Origin of the sequence: Flavobacterium fructosi (genome assembly GCF_042787335.1) — a bacterium.
Lineage (GTDB): Bacteria > Bacteroidota > Bacteroidia > Flavobacteriales > Flavobacteriaceae > Flavobacterium > Flavobacterium fructosi.
Map to the genome: position 1 here is coordinate 250756 of NZ_JBHZQA010000003.1, position 16001 is coordinate 266756.

General features: G+C 34.6%; 16 protein-coding genes. 5 read left to right on the top strand and 11 right to left on the bottom strand.

Annotated elements, in window-relative coordinates; translation table 11 throughout:
- Positions 1–13 precede the first annotated feature (13 nt).
- Entirely contained in the window at positions 14–655 is a 642-nt protein-coding gene (gene pyrE, locus ACFX5D_RS06405) for an orotate phosphoribosyltransferase (RefSeq protein WP_379857401.1), read from the bottom strand.
- Positions 656–662: 7 nt separating this feature from the next.
- On the opposite strand from pyrE, the gene ACFX5D_RS06410 reads away from it, so the two are divergent.
- Positions 663–1265, top strand: a complete 603-nt coding sequence (locus tag ACFX5D_RS06410; RefSeq protein WP_379857402.1) for an NUDIX hydrolase — start codon at positions 663–665, stop codon at positions 1263–1265.
- Between the two features lie 160 nt (positions 1266–1425).
- Here ACFX5D_RS06410 and ACFX5D_RS06415 read toward each other — a convergent pair whose 3' ends face one another.
- Complete coding sequence (locus tag ACFX5D_RS06415; protein WP_379857403.1) at positions 1426–3156, bottom strand: M14 family metallopeptidase; 1731 nt, start codon at positions 3154–3156, stop codon at positions 1426–1428.
- A 135-nt stretch (positions 3157–3291) separates the two neighbouring features.
- Between ACFX5D_RS06415 and ACFX5D_RS06420 the strand changes: the two genes are divergently transcribed.
- Entirely contained in the window at positions 3292–4641 is a 1350-nt protein-coding gene (locus ACFX5D_RS06420; protein ID WP_379857404.1) for a DEAD/DEAH box helicase, read from the top strand.
- A 163-nt stretch (positions 4642–4804) separates the two neighbouring features.
- On the opposite strand, the gene ACFX5D_RS06425 is transcribed toward ACFX5D_RS06420, so the two are convergent.
- The 4 genes from ACFX5D_RS06425 to ACFX5D_RS06445 form a co-directional block, all read right to left on the bottom strand.
- Positions 4805–5383 (bottom strand): PhnA domain-containing protein, encoded by a 579-nt coding sequence (locus tag ACFX5D_RS06425; protein ID WP_379857405.1) that lies wholly within the window; start codon positions 5381–5383, stop codon positions 4805–4807.
- 146 nt (positions 5384–5529) lie between these two features.
- Positions 5530–5985, bottom strand: a complete 456-nt coding sequence (coaD, locus tag ACFX5D_RS06430) for a pantetheine-phosphate adenylyltransferase (protein ID WP_379857406.1) — start codon at positions 5983–5985, stop codon at positions 5530–5532.
- A gap of 341 nt (positions 5986–6326) precedes the next feature.
- Complete coding sequence (locus tag ACFX5D_RS06440; protein ID WP_379857408.1) at positions 6327–6551, bottom strand: DUF433 domain-containing protein; 225 nt, start codon at positions 6549–6551, stop codon at positions 6327–6329.
- Positions 6552–6589: 38 nt separating this feature from the next.
- Entirely contained in the window at positions 6590–7564 is a 975-nt protein-coding gene (locus tag ACFX5D_RS06445) for a D-alanine--D-alanine ligase (RefSeq protein ID WP_379857409.1), read from the bottom strand.
- A 304-nt stretch (positions 7565–7868) separates the two neighbouring features.
- Between ACFX5D_RS06445 and ACFX5D_RS06450 the strand changes: the two genes are divergently transcribed.
- The 3 genes from ACFX5D_RS06450 (at position 7869) to ACFX5D_RS06460 (ending at position 10332) form a co-directional block, all read left to right on the top strand.
- Entirely contained in the window at positions 7869–8492 is a 624-nt protein-coding gene (locus ACFX5D_RS06450; RefSeq protein WP_379857410.1) for a PASTA domain-containing protein, read from the top strand.
- Positions 8482–9525 (top strand): RluA family pseudouridine synthase, encoded by a 1044-nt coding sequence (locus tag ACFX5D_RS06455; protein WP_379857411.1) that lies wholly within the window; start codon positions 8482–8484, stop codon positions 9523–9525. The genes ACFX5D_RS06450 and ACFX5D_RS06455 overlap by 11 nt, the downstream gene beginning before the upstream one ends.
- A 552-nt stretch (positions 9526–10077) precedes the next feature.
- On the top strand, positions 10078–10332 hold the full coding sequence (locus ACFX5D_RS06460; protein WP_379857412.1) for an NlpC/P60 family protein: 255 nt from the start codon (positions 10078–10080) through the stop codon (positions 10330–10332).
- Positions 10333–10442: 110 nt separating this feature from the next.
- On the opposite strand, the gene ACFX5D_RS06465 is transcribed toward ACFX5D_RS06460, so the two are convergent.
- The 5 genes from ACFX5D_RS06465 to ACFX5D_RS06485 all read right to left on the bottom strand — a co-directional run bounded on the left by ACFX5D_RS06465 (position 10443) and on the right by ACFX5D_RS06485 (position 15922).
- Positions 10443–11504 (bottom strand): alkaline phosphatase D family protein, encoded by a 1062-nt coding sequence (locus tag ACFX5D_RS06465; protein ID WP_379857413.1) that lies wholly within the window; start codon positions 11502–11504, stop codon positions 10443–10445.
- A gap of 103 nt (positions 11505–11607) precedes the next feature.
- Positions 11608–11922, bottom strand: a complete 315-nt coding sequence (locus ACFX5D_RS06470) for a glyoxalase superfamily protein (RefSeq protein ID WP_379857414.1) — start codon at positions 11920–11922, stop codon at positions 11608–11610.
- A 22-nt stretch (positions 11923–11944) separates the two neighbouring features.
- Complete coding sequence (locus tag ACFX5D_RS06475) at positions 11945–12736, bottom strand: transglutaminase domain-containing protein (RefSeq protein WP_379857415.1); 792 nt, start codon at positions 12734–12736, stop codon at positions 11945–11947.
- A 222-nt stretch (positions 12737–12958) separates the two neighbouring features.
- Positions 12959–14377: an adenosine deaminase gene (locus ACFX5D_RS06480; protein WP_379857416.1), complete on the bottom strand. Its 1419-nt coding sequence runs from the start codon at positions 14375–14377 to the stop codon at positions 12959–12961.
- 306 nt (positions 14378–14683) lie between these two features.
- On the bottom strand, positions 14684–15922 hold the full coding sequence (locus ACFX5D_RS06485; protein ID WP_379857417.1) for an NAD(P)/FAD-dependent oxidoreductase: 1239 nt from the start codon (positions 15920–15922) through the stop codon (positions 14684–14686).
- Positions 15923–16001: the final 79 nt, after the last annotated feature.

Below are 16001 nucleotides of genomic sequence, written 5' to 3' on the forward strand. Positions count from 1 at the left end.
ATTATATTTCTATTTATACGTTCCAAGTGGATGGGCTCACGTTCCATTCTCTTAAGGTTTGTTCTTCTTCTTCTGTAATATATTTTTTGGCTACAGCCAAATTCAATAGATTTTGATAATTGCTTAACGTCAATAGATCGATATTGGCATTTTTGAAATTTTGATTCGCAACATCAAATCCGTACGTGAATATTGCTGCCATCCCTTTTATGTTTGCCCCTGCTGCGCGCAAAGCTTCAACGGCAAGCAAACTGCTATTTCCAGTGCTTATCAAATCTTCTACAACGACTACATTTTGTCCTTTTTGTAGAAAACCTTCCACTTGGTTTAATCGTCCATGTTTTTTTGCTTCTGGGCGAACATACACAAACGGTAATCCTAAACTCTCTGCAACTAGCATACCAATTCCTATTGCTCCAGTGGCAACACCAGCAATAACATCAGGTTTACCAAATTGTTTTTCAATGTTTTTGGAAAATTCATCGCGGACATAATTTCTTATGGCTGGAAATGAGAGGATTAAACGATTATCGCAATATATTGGCGATTTCCATCCGGAAGCCCATGTAAAAGGATTTCTTGGATTCAATTTAATTGCATTTATTTGCAAAAGCAATTCGGCTGTTTTTTCGGCTGTTTCTTTATTAAAAATCATAATACAAATGTATAAAGTTTTTGTTAACGACAAACCACTTTTTTTGACAAATCACATCTCTAAAGAGACGGATTTCCAATTGTTCTTATTAGAAAGTATTGACATAGAGCAACTTATAGTAAAAATATTTCAAAATAAAATTCAAAAAGCTTACCTTTATCATCCTGATGAAAAGGAGATTATGAAGACTTTGAAAGCTAAAATTCCGGTTACAAAAGCTGGAGGAGGCTTGGTTTACAATAAAAAAGGGGAGGTTTTATTTATTTTTAGAAACGGAAAATGGGATTTACCCAAAGGCGGAATTGAGAAAGGGGAAGAAATTGCAGACACAGCCACGCGTGAAGTTGAGGAAGAAACGGGTGTTAATCTCTTATCCATTAAACATAAACTACAAAAAACGTATCACGTTTTTAGACGTAATGGAAAATATAAACTGAAAATTACGCATTGGTTCGAAATGCATTCTGATTTTGAAGGCACGCCTCAGGGCCAATTAGAAGAAGGAATTGAAAAAGTGGCTTGGTTGAGTCCTGATCAAATTCCGGAAGCTTTAAAAAACTCCTACGAAAACATAAAATTATTATTTGAAGAAGAAAAGCTACTGAGATAAGATCTACCCTCTGGAGACCAATAATACTGATTAAACAGTTTTACACTTCTTTGTAGGTAGATAGTATAAAGTGAAACACGAATTTCACGAATTATCACAAATTTATTCGTGTGAATTCGTGAAATTCATGTTTAATAAATGGTCCAATTGGAGTTTGTTTTTATTCTAAAATACGGTAAACGGGATATTGTAAATGGGCGGGTTCATAATAAATGGAATGCTTGTAAACCCAGTCCAGTTGTGCTTCAGGTTTATTGATAAGGGAATCGTCAGTCTGTTTTTGCTGTTCAAATTGTGCTTTTAGCGTTGCATTTTCTTGTAGAATTTTCGTGGCTGTATCTTCAAAAACATAATCTGAATATCCTTCTTTTTGTTGTAGCATCGTATCAAAAAAATTCCAATTAAAAAAAGAATCAATTCCTTCGGGCTCCAGAGTTTCCAATAAGTATTTGATTCCCTTTTGTTGTGTTGGAATAATATAATCCCCTTTGGCGAAAGCCACTTTTTCTATTTTAGAACTCACTTTTGTATTTCGATGTAGATAATGACCTTCGTAAGCTGATGATGTCGTTTTGAAATCTGCAATTTTATAACTTTCAACTGCTATTATGGTGTCGTTTTTAAGTTGGCTATACGTAATTGTATTGGTCTTTAATAAGTCGATTACGGGCCAGAAACCTTTAGGGATAATATAGGCTGTAGGGATAATTACCTCTTTTACCGATTTAAATTCCTTGATGTACGGAATGTACTTTTTGTATGGTTTTGTTCGGTCATAAAACAATCGATTTCCGGATGTCACATCACTTTTTTTATAAATTGCTTCATATCCCAAAAAAGAAAAAGGAATCGTTTTGGTACTGTCTAATTCCCATTTGATAGTGTACGATTTTTTAGGCTGGTATTGCTCTTCATTTTGCAAACGCAGTTGTTTGATTTTTTGAAAATTCGCATCCGTGTAATCAATAGCAGATCTCATGTATTCGTAAGTTACTTTCACCCGTTCCGCATATTTTTTCAACATGTGAGTTTCTACCACAAAGCCAATAGTATTGAACAGGGAAGTGTAACCAGTTGCAAATCGTGGACTTTCAAAAAACTGACCAAAACCTTTGTCTGGCGTGTCAGCAAAAGAATTAACATAAGGTGTCATTTCTATTTTCTTTTTTTGCAAGTCTTTGACTAACGCAGGCATCATTTCAGTATTTAAGAAATGACCCAAAACAGTGCCTAATTTATTGTGTTGTGTCATGATATAAGTTAGTTTGTATTGATAATCTGAGCCATTACTTACATGATTATCAATAAAAACATCTGCATTTATTTTATGAAAAATTTCTACAAAACTTTTTGTGTTTCGTGTATCTGATTTAATCAAATCTCGATTCAAATCATAGTTTCTGGCGTTGCCGCGAAAACCATATTCTTCAGGGCCGTCCTGATTGGCTCTTGAAGTAGAATTTCTATTTAAAGCTCCGCCAATGTTATAAATGGGAATACAAACGATGACCGTGTTTTTTGGCATTTTTATTTTTCCCAACGCCAAATCCCGAAACAACTGCATGCTCGCATCGATTCCGTCTGGTTCGCCGGCATGAATTCCGTTATTAACGAGAATCACAGCTTTGTTTTTTTTAATTTCTTCAAAATCAAATTGCTTTTCAGGATTGAAAGTCACGATATGCAACCGTTCTCCACTGTCAGTCAAGCCCATTTCCTGCATCTTTATGGTGGGGAAATCATTGGCCAAAAGTTTGTAATACGCGATCGTTTCTTGATAGGTAGCCGATTGGTTTCCGTTTCCTTTTTCGAAAAAAGTATCGTATTTATGGGTGTTTTGTGCAAATAGGGAAATGGTAAGAAGAAAAAACGGAATAGTGAAAAATCTCATAGCTAAGTTTTAAAAACGGAAACCAAATATACTATATTTTTTACGCCTCTGTAAATACCGATTTCAATAAAAATAATAGTATAAATGAAAATTCATAACTCAAAATTATAAATTACCTTTGCCCAAATTGAAAAAATGAATAAGAAACACCATTCCAATAATATACTTTTAAATTTAGGTATTGAAAGCCTAAACGAAATGCAGGAAGTAGCCCAAGATGCCATCTTAAATGATATTAATGTTTTGTTGCTTTCGCCTACAGGATCTGGTAAAACCTTGGCTTTTTTATTGCCTATTTTAGAAATGTTACAACCTGAATTTCAATCGGTTCAATGTTTAATTTTAGTTCCCTCTCGTGAATTAGGATTACAGATTGAACAAGTTTGGAAAAAAATGGGAACTGATTATAAAGTAAATGTGTGCTACGGTGGACATTCTATTGATACTGAAATCAAGAATTTAAGCAATCCACCGGCTGTTTTAATAGGAACGCCAGGGAGAATTGCTGATCATATTGACAGAGGAACTTTCCGCACTGATAAAATACAAACTTTGATTCTGGATGAATTTGATAAATCACTGCAATTGGGTTTCCATGAACAAATGTCGTTTATCATTGGGAAATTAACTAAATTGAACAAACGTGTTTTGGTTTCAGCAACCTCAGATATTGAGATTCCAAGATATACCAGAGTCGTAAATCCAACGATTTTAGACTTTATTCCAGAAAACGTGGAAGAATCGAACCTGTCCATGAAAATGGTCGTTTCTAAAGAAAAAGACAAAATAGGAAGTTTATTTAACTTGATTTGTTCTTTGAAATCGCAATCGGCTATTGTTTTTTGTAATCACCGTGATGCTGCAGAACGTATCAGCGATACATTAAACGAAAAAGGAATTTATTCTACTTATTATCATGGCGGAATGGATCAGGACGAAAGAGAACGTGCTCTAATTCAATTTCGTAACGGAAGTGTGAGCTATTTAATCACAACAGATTTAGCTGCTCGAGGACTTGATATCCCTGAAATGAATCATGTTATTCATTATCATTTGCCATCCAAAGAAGACGAATTCACGCATAGGAACGGTCGAACGGCACGTATGCTGGCTTCTGGAACCGCTTACATCATTGCTCACGAAAGCGAGAAAAAGATGGATTATATTGATTACGGAATGGAAGCTTTGAAAATCGAGAATTCGACTTCATTACCAAAACCTCCTGAATTTCAAACTATTTACATCAGTGGCGGAAAGAAAAATAAATTGAATAAAATTGATATCGTCGGTTTCTTTTCCCAAAAAGGAAAATTAGAAAAAGGAGATTTAGGTTTGATCGAAGTGAAAGATTTTATTTCTTTTGCTGCCGTGAAATTTAATAAAGTGAAAGATTTACTTCATGCCATCAAAGACGAAAAAATGAAAGGTAAGAAGTTTAAAATAGAAGTTGCCCGAAAAGTGGTTAAGAAAGAAGAGGAGAATTAGTGTTCATTTAAAAAAAATGATCAGTAATCAGTGTTCAGTTTCTAGTGAGCAGTAAAATAGACTTAAAAAAAAATCGTTAATAGTAAAACAAATTTACTGTTAACGATTTTTTGCTATAATGAAGTCGCTGATCAGGCTCCTTTCTAATCACTAAAATTGATGGCTATGTTTTCTTGACGTATTGTGTAATAATTACAATAGTCTGACCATCTACTTTTCCTTCTATATATTCAGCGTTTTCGTGATCTAATCGAATGTTGCGTACGGCGGTTCCTTGCTTAGCAACCATGCTTGATCCTTTTACTTTTAAATCTTTGATTAAAACTACTGAATCACCATGTTCCAGAATTACACCGTTGCTATCACGGTGTATAATTTTATTTTCCTCTTCTTCTCCTTCACCAGTTGCTTGAGCCCAAGCCAAAGTATCTTCGTCTAAATACATTTGGTCTAATAATTCTTGAGGCCATCCATTTTTATGTAAACGACTCAACATTCTCCAAGCAACCACTTGAACCGCTGTGTGTTCGCTCCACATACTGTCATTTAGACATCTCCAGTGGTTTAAATCTTCATGTCCTGCATTTTCTATTTGGTCAATACAGGTGTTGCAAGCCAATATACTTTCATCTATTCCACCCTTTTTTGTTGGGAGCACTTCATACACTTTTAGGTTTTCAGTTGCTCCACAAAGTTCACATTTTGATTCGCTGCGTTTATTTAATTCTTTTTCTACACTCATGTCTAATGGCTTTTATCTCTGTCAAAAATAAGGCTAAATAGCCCTTTCCACAAATTTATATTATTGCTTTTTGTTTGCCAAGTCGATGGCAGTTGAGACCTATGATTCAGCTTCGACTGCGCTCGATTTGACAAATTTCTATAAAATTATTTCACTCGGACAGCATCAGGAACCAGCATTTCGTATTGTCCGCCATTGCGAATTACATCTCTCACAATACTGGAACTGATATAAGAAGTACTTGCAGCAGTCAATAAAAATACAGTTTCTATTTTTGACAAACGTCGATTGGTGTGAGCAATGGCTTTTTCAAATTCGAAATCGGCCGGATTGCGCAAACCACGAAGTATGAAATCTGCTTTTATTTTATGACACAAATCAATAGTCAAACCTTCATACGTAATCACCGAAACTTTAGGTTCGTTTTTGAATGTTTCTTCGATAAAACGTTTTCTTTCTTCTAAGGGAAACATGTATTTTTTTTCGGCATTGATACCAATCGCAATTACGATTTCATCAAATAACGAAATGCTTCTTTTGATGATATCTTCATGTCCTAAGGTAATGGGATCAAATGATCCGGGAAATATGGCTTTTCTCATTTGTTTTTCTTTGTTATTCCGACGAAGGAAGTAACTTATTGTAGGGGATTTATCCTTTGTAAAATGACAACTTTATGCTGAAATAATTATCAATTAAATTCACACTAAAATTATTTAATTTTTAAACAGGCAATTTCGGAATAAGTAATGGAATTTATAAAATCTGTAATGATTGTATTTCTAGCGTTTATAATATTTGCTAGAAAATCAGTTTTTGTATTTCCGTATTTCAACATCTGAATAATTTTCAATTCCGAGTTGTTTGACTTGTTTTGCTTCAGGGAAATTGAATTTAATTTTAGAGATGATTCTAAAAAAAATATTCTGGTCAAACAACAAGCTCACGATGCAATTTGAATTTTATGTTCTCTATCGGCAGCGTAAGCTAGGCAAGCTTTAATCTGATTTTCGTTAAGTTCCCGAAAGTCTTCAATGATTTCATTTGTTGTCATTCCATTTGCAAGCCAATTTAAAACATCAAAAACTGTAATTCTAGTACCAATTATTGTTGGTTTACCAAAACGAACTTGTGAATTTATAGCGATATATTGTTTGTAATCAATCATGATGATTTTGTTTTACACAAAGTTAACGAAATAATCAGTTATTCTGGCAACGCTAATTCTATCGAATTTGTAAATAAATCTTCCAATGAAATTCCGGCAGCTTTGGCTTGTTGCGGAATAAGGCTTTCAGTAGTAAGCCCGGGAATAGTGTTCATCTCGAGCATGTGCGGTTCACCGTTTACGATGATAAACTCACTTCTGGAGAAGCCTTTCATTTTTAGCACTTCGTAAGCACGTTTGGCTATTTCGCTGACTTTTCGGGTCATTTCATCCGAGATTCTCGCGGGTGTAATTTCCTGTGATTTACCCAAATATTTGGCTTCATAATCGAAGAAATCATTGTCTGAAACTATTTCGGTTATGGGTAAAACGGTTACAGTTCCTTTGTAATTAATGACTCCAACAGAAACTTCGGTGCCATCAAGGAAGCTTTCTATAATGATTTCGTTGTCTTCTTTGTACGCCATTTCTATTGCGATTGGCAATTCGGCAGCCGTTTTAACTTTTGAAATCCCGAAGCTGGAACCGGCTTTATTCGGTTTTACAAAACAAGGCAAACCTACTTTGGCTACAATTTCTTCAGTATTGATGCTATCACCTTTATTTAAATAATAGGATATAGCTGTTTTGATTCCGTATGGTTTTAAGACAGATAGTAAATCGCGTTTGTTAAAAGTTAATGCGGCTTGGTAATAATCACATGATGTTTGTGGAATATTTAGCAATTCGAAATACGCTTGCATTAATCCGTCTTCGCCCGGAGTGCCGTGGATCGCATTAAAAACACAGTCGAAAGTGATTTTAGCTCCGTCTACTGTTACTGAAAAATCATTTTTATCAATAGGAAATTCAACATTATTAACATCTACATAAACCCATTTTTCCTTGAAAATATGGATTTGGAATCCGTTGAATTTATTTCTGTCCAGAAATTGATATACGACGTTTCCGCTAATTAGTGAGATTTTGTACTCGCTGGAATAGCCGCCCATAATAATAGCAATGTTTTTCATTGTTGTAGTTTAAGTTTATCCTCTACTCAGCCCTTTCCAAAGGAGCGGGTTAAGAAAACGGATTATTTTAGAATTGGTATAAGAACAGTTTTATTGAATGCTATTTGTTTTTAGCCCCGATAGCAGTGGAAATCCTTTTTCTACGCCTTTTCGGCGGATAAAAAGATTGCAACGAATAGCGGGAAATGGCTCCATACTTCGACTACGCTCAGGATTACAAATGAATCACATATATTATTAAACAAAATTATCATTTTTTTTGAAACGAAATAGGTTTATCTTTGCCACATATAAAAATAAATTTATGAGTTTACGTAAGTATCTTACAAGCCGTGTATTTTTTCTACAAGCATTATCTGCTCTTGCTATTATTGCCGTTTTGGGCTATTTGTTTATGCACTGGTTAACTTTTACGACTGATCATGGTCATGAGATAACGGTGCCGGATTTGAGAAAATTGACTGTGGAACAGGTGGAGGAGAAGCTTGATGCGCTTGATTTAGATTATGTGCTGTTGGATAGCGTAGATTTTAGAAATGAATTTCCTAAGTTTAGTGTGGTAGAGCAGGATCCTTTGCCAGGCGCTAAAGTAAAAGTGGGTAGAAAAGTATATATCAAAATTAATGCATCAGGGTTTTCATCCGTAAAAATTCCGGATTTAATTGAAAAAACATACCGTGAAGCGGTTCCAACTTTGAAAGCATTGGGACTTGAAGAAGGAACGATTACTTATATTCCGAATCTAGGAAAAGATATGGTTCTGGAAATGCGTTACAAGGGAAGAAACTTGAAAGTGGGAGACAGAGTATTGAAATCGTCTAAAATTGATTTGGTTTTGGGAGATGGAAAAGCGAGTTATGTAGATGAAAGTGTAGTAGATAGTGTAGCAATACCAGTAGAAGAACAAGTACCAGCAAATGAACAGTAATATAGAAACAATAGATTTAGAAGAGGAGTTATTTGAACATTTTAGATTTGAAGTTCCTAAAGGCCAAGCGTCTTTGCGAATTGATAAATACCTGATGAGTTTAATACAAAATGCGACTCGGAATAAAATACAAACAGCGGCCACCGAAGGAAATATTTTTGTAAATGACGTTATTGTTAGGTCAAATTACAAAGTAAAAGCCAATGATGTGTTGCGCGTAATGTTATCGCATCCACCGTTTGAAAATCATATTATCCCGGAGAACATCCCGCTTGATATTGTTTATGAGGACGAAGCGTTGTTGTTGATAAACAAAGAGCCAGGAATGGTGGTTCATCCCGGACATGGTAATTATACCGGGACTTTAGTGCATGCTTTGGCGTATCATTTCGATAATTTGCCAATGAACAGCAGCGAACGTCCAGGTCTCGTTCATAGAATTGACAAAGACACTTCTGGTTTATTGGTGATTGCCAAAACCGAAGCGGCGATGACGCATCTTGCCAAACAATTTGAAGCTAAAACTTCAGAAAGGGAATATATCGCTTTGGTTTGGGGAAATGTAATTGCTGATCAAGGTACGATTGAAGGAAATGTGGCTCGCCACGTAAAAGACCGAATGCAAATGGCGGTTTTTGCTGATCCAGAAATAGGAAAACCTGCTGTGACACATTATAAAGTGCTAGAGCGTTTTGGTTATGTGACTTTAATTTCATGCCAACTGGAAACTGGCAGAACACACCAGATTCGAGTTCATTTAAAACATATTGGTCACACTTTGTTTAATGACGAGCGTTATGGCGGTCACTTGATTTTGAAAGGAACGACGTTTACCAAATACAAACAATTTATAGAAAATTGCTTTAAGGCATTACCACGTCAAGCATTGCACGCCAAAACTCTTGGCTTTGTGCATCCTACGACGGGAGAAATGATGCGTTTTGATACGGAACTTCCACAGGATTTTCAGGATTGTATCGAAAAATGGAGAGGATATTCGAAATCCCATAGCACGGAAGAAGAAGAAAATTAAGATATTAAAAGCCCCGTTTGGGGCTTTTTTGTTGGATATAATTTTGCAAGGGTTAATGATATTTATACGCTATTGGTTTGTTTATTGTACGTCATCAATAATCTGTTTTTTTTACATTGCAGTCTCCCTAAATTATATAAAAAAAGTAGATTTGTAAGGAGTAAGTTAGTTAGCATCTTACTTTTTCAATTATGGAATACTGAAAATAGTTATAGCCATTTTATAACTTAAAACATGCTAATTAAATTCTTCTATTATGACATTTAAAAGAATAAATTTCTTAAAACCTGCGCCTTTCATTATTTATCCCTTCTTATTTGATAGCGTTTCGTATGCTTCCTCTAGAGAAAATAAATTTTTACCACAAAGAAATGAATTTATTGTCAAAGGCACAGTGATCTTTCCAACCGAAAGTGATGTGTACTTGGGAATAAGATAGTGAGCTTTGGAATGAGTTTGTTAATGACGCCTTATGTTGCAGCCGGCTCCAGTAAGAATGGGTTTGACTGTTTAGGGTTTTGTTTATTATGTTTTAATCATATTAAAATTTAGATGCCACGAAGCTATTCAGAATTTAAAAATTTTGGGAAAGAAATGCCGATTGACAGTGTGAAAATAGGAGATGTCCTTTTGTTTTTATGTCTTACCAGAAACGTTATTGGTCATATTGTTATCTTCACTAATCCAAACGGAATGGGCAATGATTTTATACACTCCTGCGCAGATTGTGAAATAAAAGTGATTGTTACAAGTCTGAAAAAGCCAGGCTATACTCGCAGATTCGTAAAAGCAATACGTATTTTGTAAAGAAATAATGCTTAAGATTGCGATTTGGATGTTGATTTTTGCGTAACGCAAATAGCTTTAGACTACTATCACTTAATGAGGTTTTAATAATAATTTATTCTCACAAAAAACTACTTCTTAAACCTAATTTCATCCAAGCCAATCGTGTGTTCCGCACGCTGATTGTCATTGATATCCCAAATTTCCATTTTTATTTCTGGGATTTTCTTTTTCCAGTCTATCGTTAATAAGCCAAAATGGTTTTCCATAATAGGACCTTCAATCCTATTTTTGTTTGGTGTTGCAAAATGCCAATTCGAGGAAAGTCCGCTGGAGGTAAAATCGTAAATAGGATATAATCCAGGCTCGGTAAGCTTAGATATTTCAGCATAATGCACGTCTCCAGATAGAAACAAAACACCGTTAGCTTTCGTTTTTTTGATTAAAGCTAAAAACCTTTTTTGTTCTAGCGGAAAATTTGCCCAGCCTTCATAGCCGTTGTATTCAATCCCAAACTGCGAACCTGAGCCAATCAGTCGTAAGTCAGCAGGTTTCTTTAATTCTTCTTCCAGCCATTTCCATTGTGCTGCTCCTAAATAAGTGGAGTCCGGATTTTGTTGTGGCGCATAATCTAAGCTGTAAAAATATCTTTTATCACTTGCGACTTCACCGTTGTATTTCTTGTAATTGTCTCTGAAAGTGCGGTTGTCCAGCAAGATAATCTGCACTTTTTTTCCTTTGTTTTCATACATATAGGAAGTGTAAACACCTTCGTGTTTTCGTCTATCTGAATTTTCAGATTCATTAAAAAACTTCAGGAAAATTTCTTTAGAAGCTTCTTTTTTAGGATAATGTCTGCCTGCGTCATTTTGTCCGTAATCGTGATCGTCCCAAGTGGCTATTAGAGGCACATTTTTTTTTAAATTTTGAAATGTAGGTTTAGCTGCCATTCTATCGTATTTGGATTGCAGTGTAATCATATTGTTCGTGTCTCCGTATATGTTGTCGCCAAGGAATACGAATAAATCTGGTTTGTGCTTTACCACAATATCAAAAATAGGTAACCGATCACTTTGATTTGCACAAGATCCAAAGGCTATTTTTGAAATATTTTTTTGAGCAAAACCATTCCATGAAAGTAGCGATAAAACGAATAAAAGGACTTGTATTTTAAGAGAAGTATTTTGAATCATTTTGTGTTTATTCTGTTTTTATATTTCCTTTGTAAAAGTTGGTCGATTTCCAAACGGATCAATTGCTTCCATGCATGTAACCTATGGCTCCAAAAAGCTTTGTCTAAATCGGGTCTGTTAAATTGTAATTTATAGATAGGATTTTTTCGTGATAGGCTGCAAGATTATTGAAGTTTTCAATGTGAATTCTTGCGCCGGTATTGCAATCGTCGTGGTGTTCTGTTAAATGAATAACGATGCCATTAAGGGATATTTGCAAATAGATAGGAGAGTTGTCTGGTTTATTCTCCCAGTCAATTGTAAATCCAAGCCAATCGTTGTAAAATTCTTTGGCTTTTACGGAATCAAAAATTCTAAAGAGAGGTCTCGCAATGGCCATGAGTAGTTGTAAATAATTTTGTGTCCCAAATGTAATCAAATTGAATGACGTGCAGACCTATTTAGTTGTATTTGGGAAACTCATAAGCATAACTATTTCCGCTGAGATATACCAAACCATGAATAATTGATTCCGGAAGAAATCCCAGTTTGTCTAAATAATAGTCATAGGTTTTGTTGCGATAATTCGTTATTATAAAAGGATAGGATTTAGAAATAAGATACAGGTCATTTATGTTTTCATTATCGATTGTGAAATTTTTGTTGAATTTGGAATAATAGATTTCTTTATTTTCTTGCTTTAAATGAATTAATTCACAAACGGATAAGGGCAGTTTTGGACTGACGTGATAAAAAAATATAGATTTGGATACATCAATAATAATCCACTTTTGAAATTCTTTACAATACACTTCGTTAAAAGAATGCCCACCTAAAAGGCTTGCTTTTCCGGTATTAATTTTTAGTCCCCATTCTTTCACTTTTAAATCATTTATGACACAGAAGTTATTAAAAATTTGAGAGAAATCGCTGCAAACTCCTCCTTCGCCTTTAATCATTTTGCGTAGCGAATTTTCAGAAGATTTACCCAGTCCAGGACCGCCTTTAATATTATTTCGTAACCATTTTGCTATTTTTTTTACTTTTTTGATATCACTTAATGGAGTTTTTTTTTTGTTTAAAATGATATTGTTTAATTGATAATAAATAGCGGGAATATCCTCTTTCTTATTTAATACATTATAGCAAAAACGATCAGCGCGATCACTCGATACGTTCTTAGATATCAATCTGAATCGGATTTTAAATAATAATGGATGTCTTCGTAAATACCAAAGTAAAGCTCTACTCATTTTCAATAATTTATCTTGTTACTAAACAATTAAAACTTCGAAATTCTAAATCATTGGGATTTATTATAAAATGTAACTATCAAGTAGTTAAGTAGGTAGTGTCAAATATAATAAAATAAAAGTTTCAAAAAACGAAATATTATTTTAATATTGAACAGAAAATAAAATAAGCCTCAACTCAGGGCTTTTTATTGCATTTGTAAAATAATTATTGAGAACTATTTATTTTTTTGGAAAATTAGATTCAAAAGTTTTAAATCTGAAATCTAAATTTTTTAGTAGTTCTTTCTTTACTGAATTTTCTTGAATGAAACTGTAATTGAGACTATTGTAAACAAATTGTTTAATATCCGCATAAGTGATGTTTTTGTATCTTTTTGCCAATAAAACGTACTGCTCAGTCATGTTGGTCCGTAAGATTCCCGCATCATCGGTACTAATCACTATTGGAACTCCAAATTCTTTGTACAATGACAAAGGATGACGGTTTTCTTTAACCTTTAAAATGAACTCATTACTCACTAAGTTTATTTCAATTGGGATGTCTTTTTTAGCCATATATCGCATTAAATCATACGAATCTTTCTCGTAGGCCATATCCACGCCATGACCTATTCGATTGGCTCCGGCAATATGTATCGCTGCATTAATGTGCCAAGTCAGGTCTTCTGGTTGCACTAATCCCAAAGTTAATTCGCCAGCGTGTAGAGTGTATTTTACATTTGGAAAACGGGAATGACAGTATTCAAACATGACCATGTGCAGCCAGTAATCTTTCATGGAGGTTTCGCCATCTTCTGGAGAAACAATGTTTACGCCGGCCATAAGCGGGCTGCTGTCTGCCGATATAAAGGCAATCACTAGATTTTTAAATAAATCAACCGGCTCCATAAAACGCAAGACGAAATTTTGATAGCGCATCGTGAAACGGGAATCATCAATCTTAAGGTCGTTGTGAAGTTTGGCTACAAAATTAGTATTGAAATCGGTAGCGTATGATTTGGCATTCTTTTGCTGAAAGGTATTGTAAACGGAATCCAAAGACTGCAGAATTCCTTTTTCGTCTTTTACCTTTGCCAATTGTCGCAATTGCGCATTGAATTTTGTCAAATCATCCGTATTCATAGAACAGGGAATCGTCGATAATTGAGTTTCGATATAACTTACATTTTCAGTAATGGCTCTGTTTTTGAGTTCCAATAATCCTTGCCCAAAATTCCCTTTAAGGGCTGGCTCAAACTTCATAAAAGATTCAAAAAACAACTTATCTGATGGATAATCAACATGATTATAGTCTTTAACAGACCATTTTTGCATGATTTTTTGTTTGTAAACGTCTAACGTTCCATTTCTTTTTAAGGTCGAAAATTGTTCCCAGCTTCCAGTTGATGGTTTTTCTTTTAAAACATCCATTGTTTCGGTGTTGAGATAAAAATTATCTGCAATGGCATGCGCTAATAAAGGTTCAGCGTAAATTGATCCGGAATAGTGGTGGTGCAAATCGCCTCCTTTTGGCATTTGAGAAAAGAAAGCAGTCAAAGCCGCTTCATTGTCTCTAATCTTTTCAAAATAGGTATTGGCGGATTGTGAATAACCAACATTTAATAAGATGGAAAGAAAAAAGGTGAGAAATAATTTCATAGAATATTTTTTATAGAAGGAATTGTTCGCGATGACCAAAAGTGGTTTGTTCTTTATTTTCTTAATTTAAAAAAATTAAAATTACACAAAGATGAATATTTTTGCTTGAATTTAAAAATTTAGGACATAAACTCTTATATTTTGAAACAGCGACATTAATTTTTGCCAAATTGAGTCGTGATTAAAAAAAATATTTTCCAGTCTGTGCGAAATAGGAAGCGTTCTATTTCCTCGAATTTTTTTTGAATTAAAATCTGAACAAAATATCCAATATGAGATCCTTCAAGTTTTAAAGAATTATACAAATTATAATTTCATCAATTCTGCTGCTAATCGACCGGTTTTTAAGGCGGCGTTTATAGAACCATTCAGCAAGTGGTCTCCACAAATAAATAGCGAATCAGAGAATTTTATTTCAGAAGCATCAATTTCGTTCCTTACACTTTCCTGACTCGGCAACGCATATTCAATGCGATACGCTTTCAGCATTTTCCACGAAGTTACTTTTTGACCGTACCATTGTTTCAATTCTTGTTTCATGTTTTCGGCCAAAGTAGCATCATCAACAGTTGTGATTCCATTATAGGAAACGGAAATAAGCACTTTCCCTTTTGGAGCATAAGCATTAGAAACATTAGACATTACAGTCAAATTATTCACCCATTTCTTTTTGGTCGAAGCATTCAAAATGACAACCGCTTTTTTAGTTGGAGTTTCGTTTGCTACGAAATAGATATTGGTTACTTTATGCGACGTCATTTTTTGTTTCGGGAAGAATTGCTGTGTAAGGTTATTTGCGGTCGTAGCCAAAAGTATTTGGTTGGTTTCTACGACGTTTCCGTCGGCAGTTGTTACCGTATTCCCGTCAATAGAAACCACTTTTGTATTGTATTGAATACTGCCTTCTGGAAGTATAGCGACTAACTGTTTTGGTATTTCTTCCATTCCTAAAGCAGGAACAGCCACATCACCATCAGAAAACATTTTCATTACAAAATCGAACATTCTTCGAGAAGTGCTTAACTCATTTTCCAGAAAAATACCCGAAAGGAAAGGAGCATAAAAACGCTGAATCATTTTTGGACTAAAACCATAATCTTCCAGTTGCTTGCGGGTCGTTTGCTCGGGTTGTTCAAAAATTTCCTTAATGGTCAATTTTTGTAATTTATTTTTTAACCAAAGTGTATTAAGTTTGTCTTTCAACGTACCAACGGGAGCAAATAGAGTTGCTAATGCAGCCGAAGGTCTTCGCAATGGATCTGCGATTTCAAAACTGCCACCATCATACAGTACGGTCGCTCCAGGCAACATTTTCTTTAAGTTTAAAGCGTTGTAATTAAGTAATGCTTTTGTCTCGGGATATGCAGTCAAAAGGACCTGAAAACCTCTGTCAAGAAGGAAACCATCATGGGAATCAGTTTTTATTCTTCCGCCTGCTCGTTCACTAGCTTCTAATACTAATACCTTTCTACCTTGACGATGCAAATAAACTGCAGCTGATAATCCGGCGAGTCCCCCTCCAACAATAATTACATCCTGTTTCATATTTTTTGAAATGTTTTATACAAAAATAAGGCAAATAGACTTTAAAAAGAAAGCGCTTTTCGCTATTAATTAAGAAGTA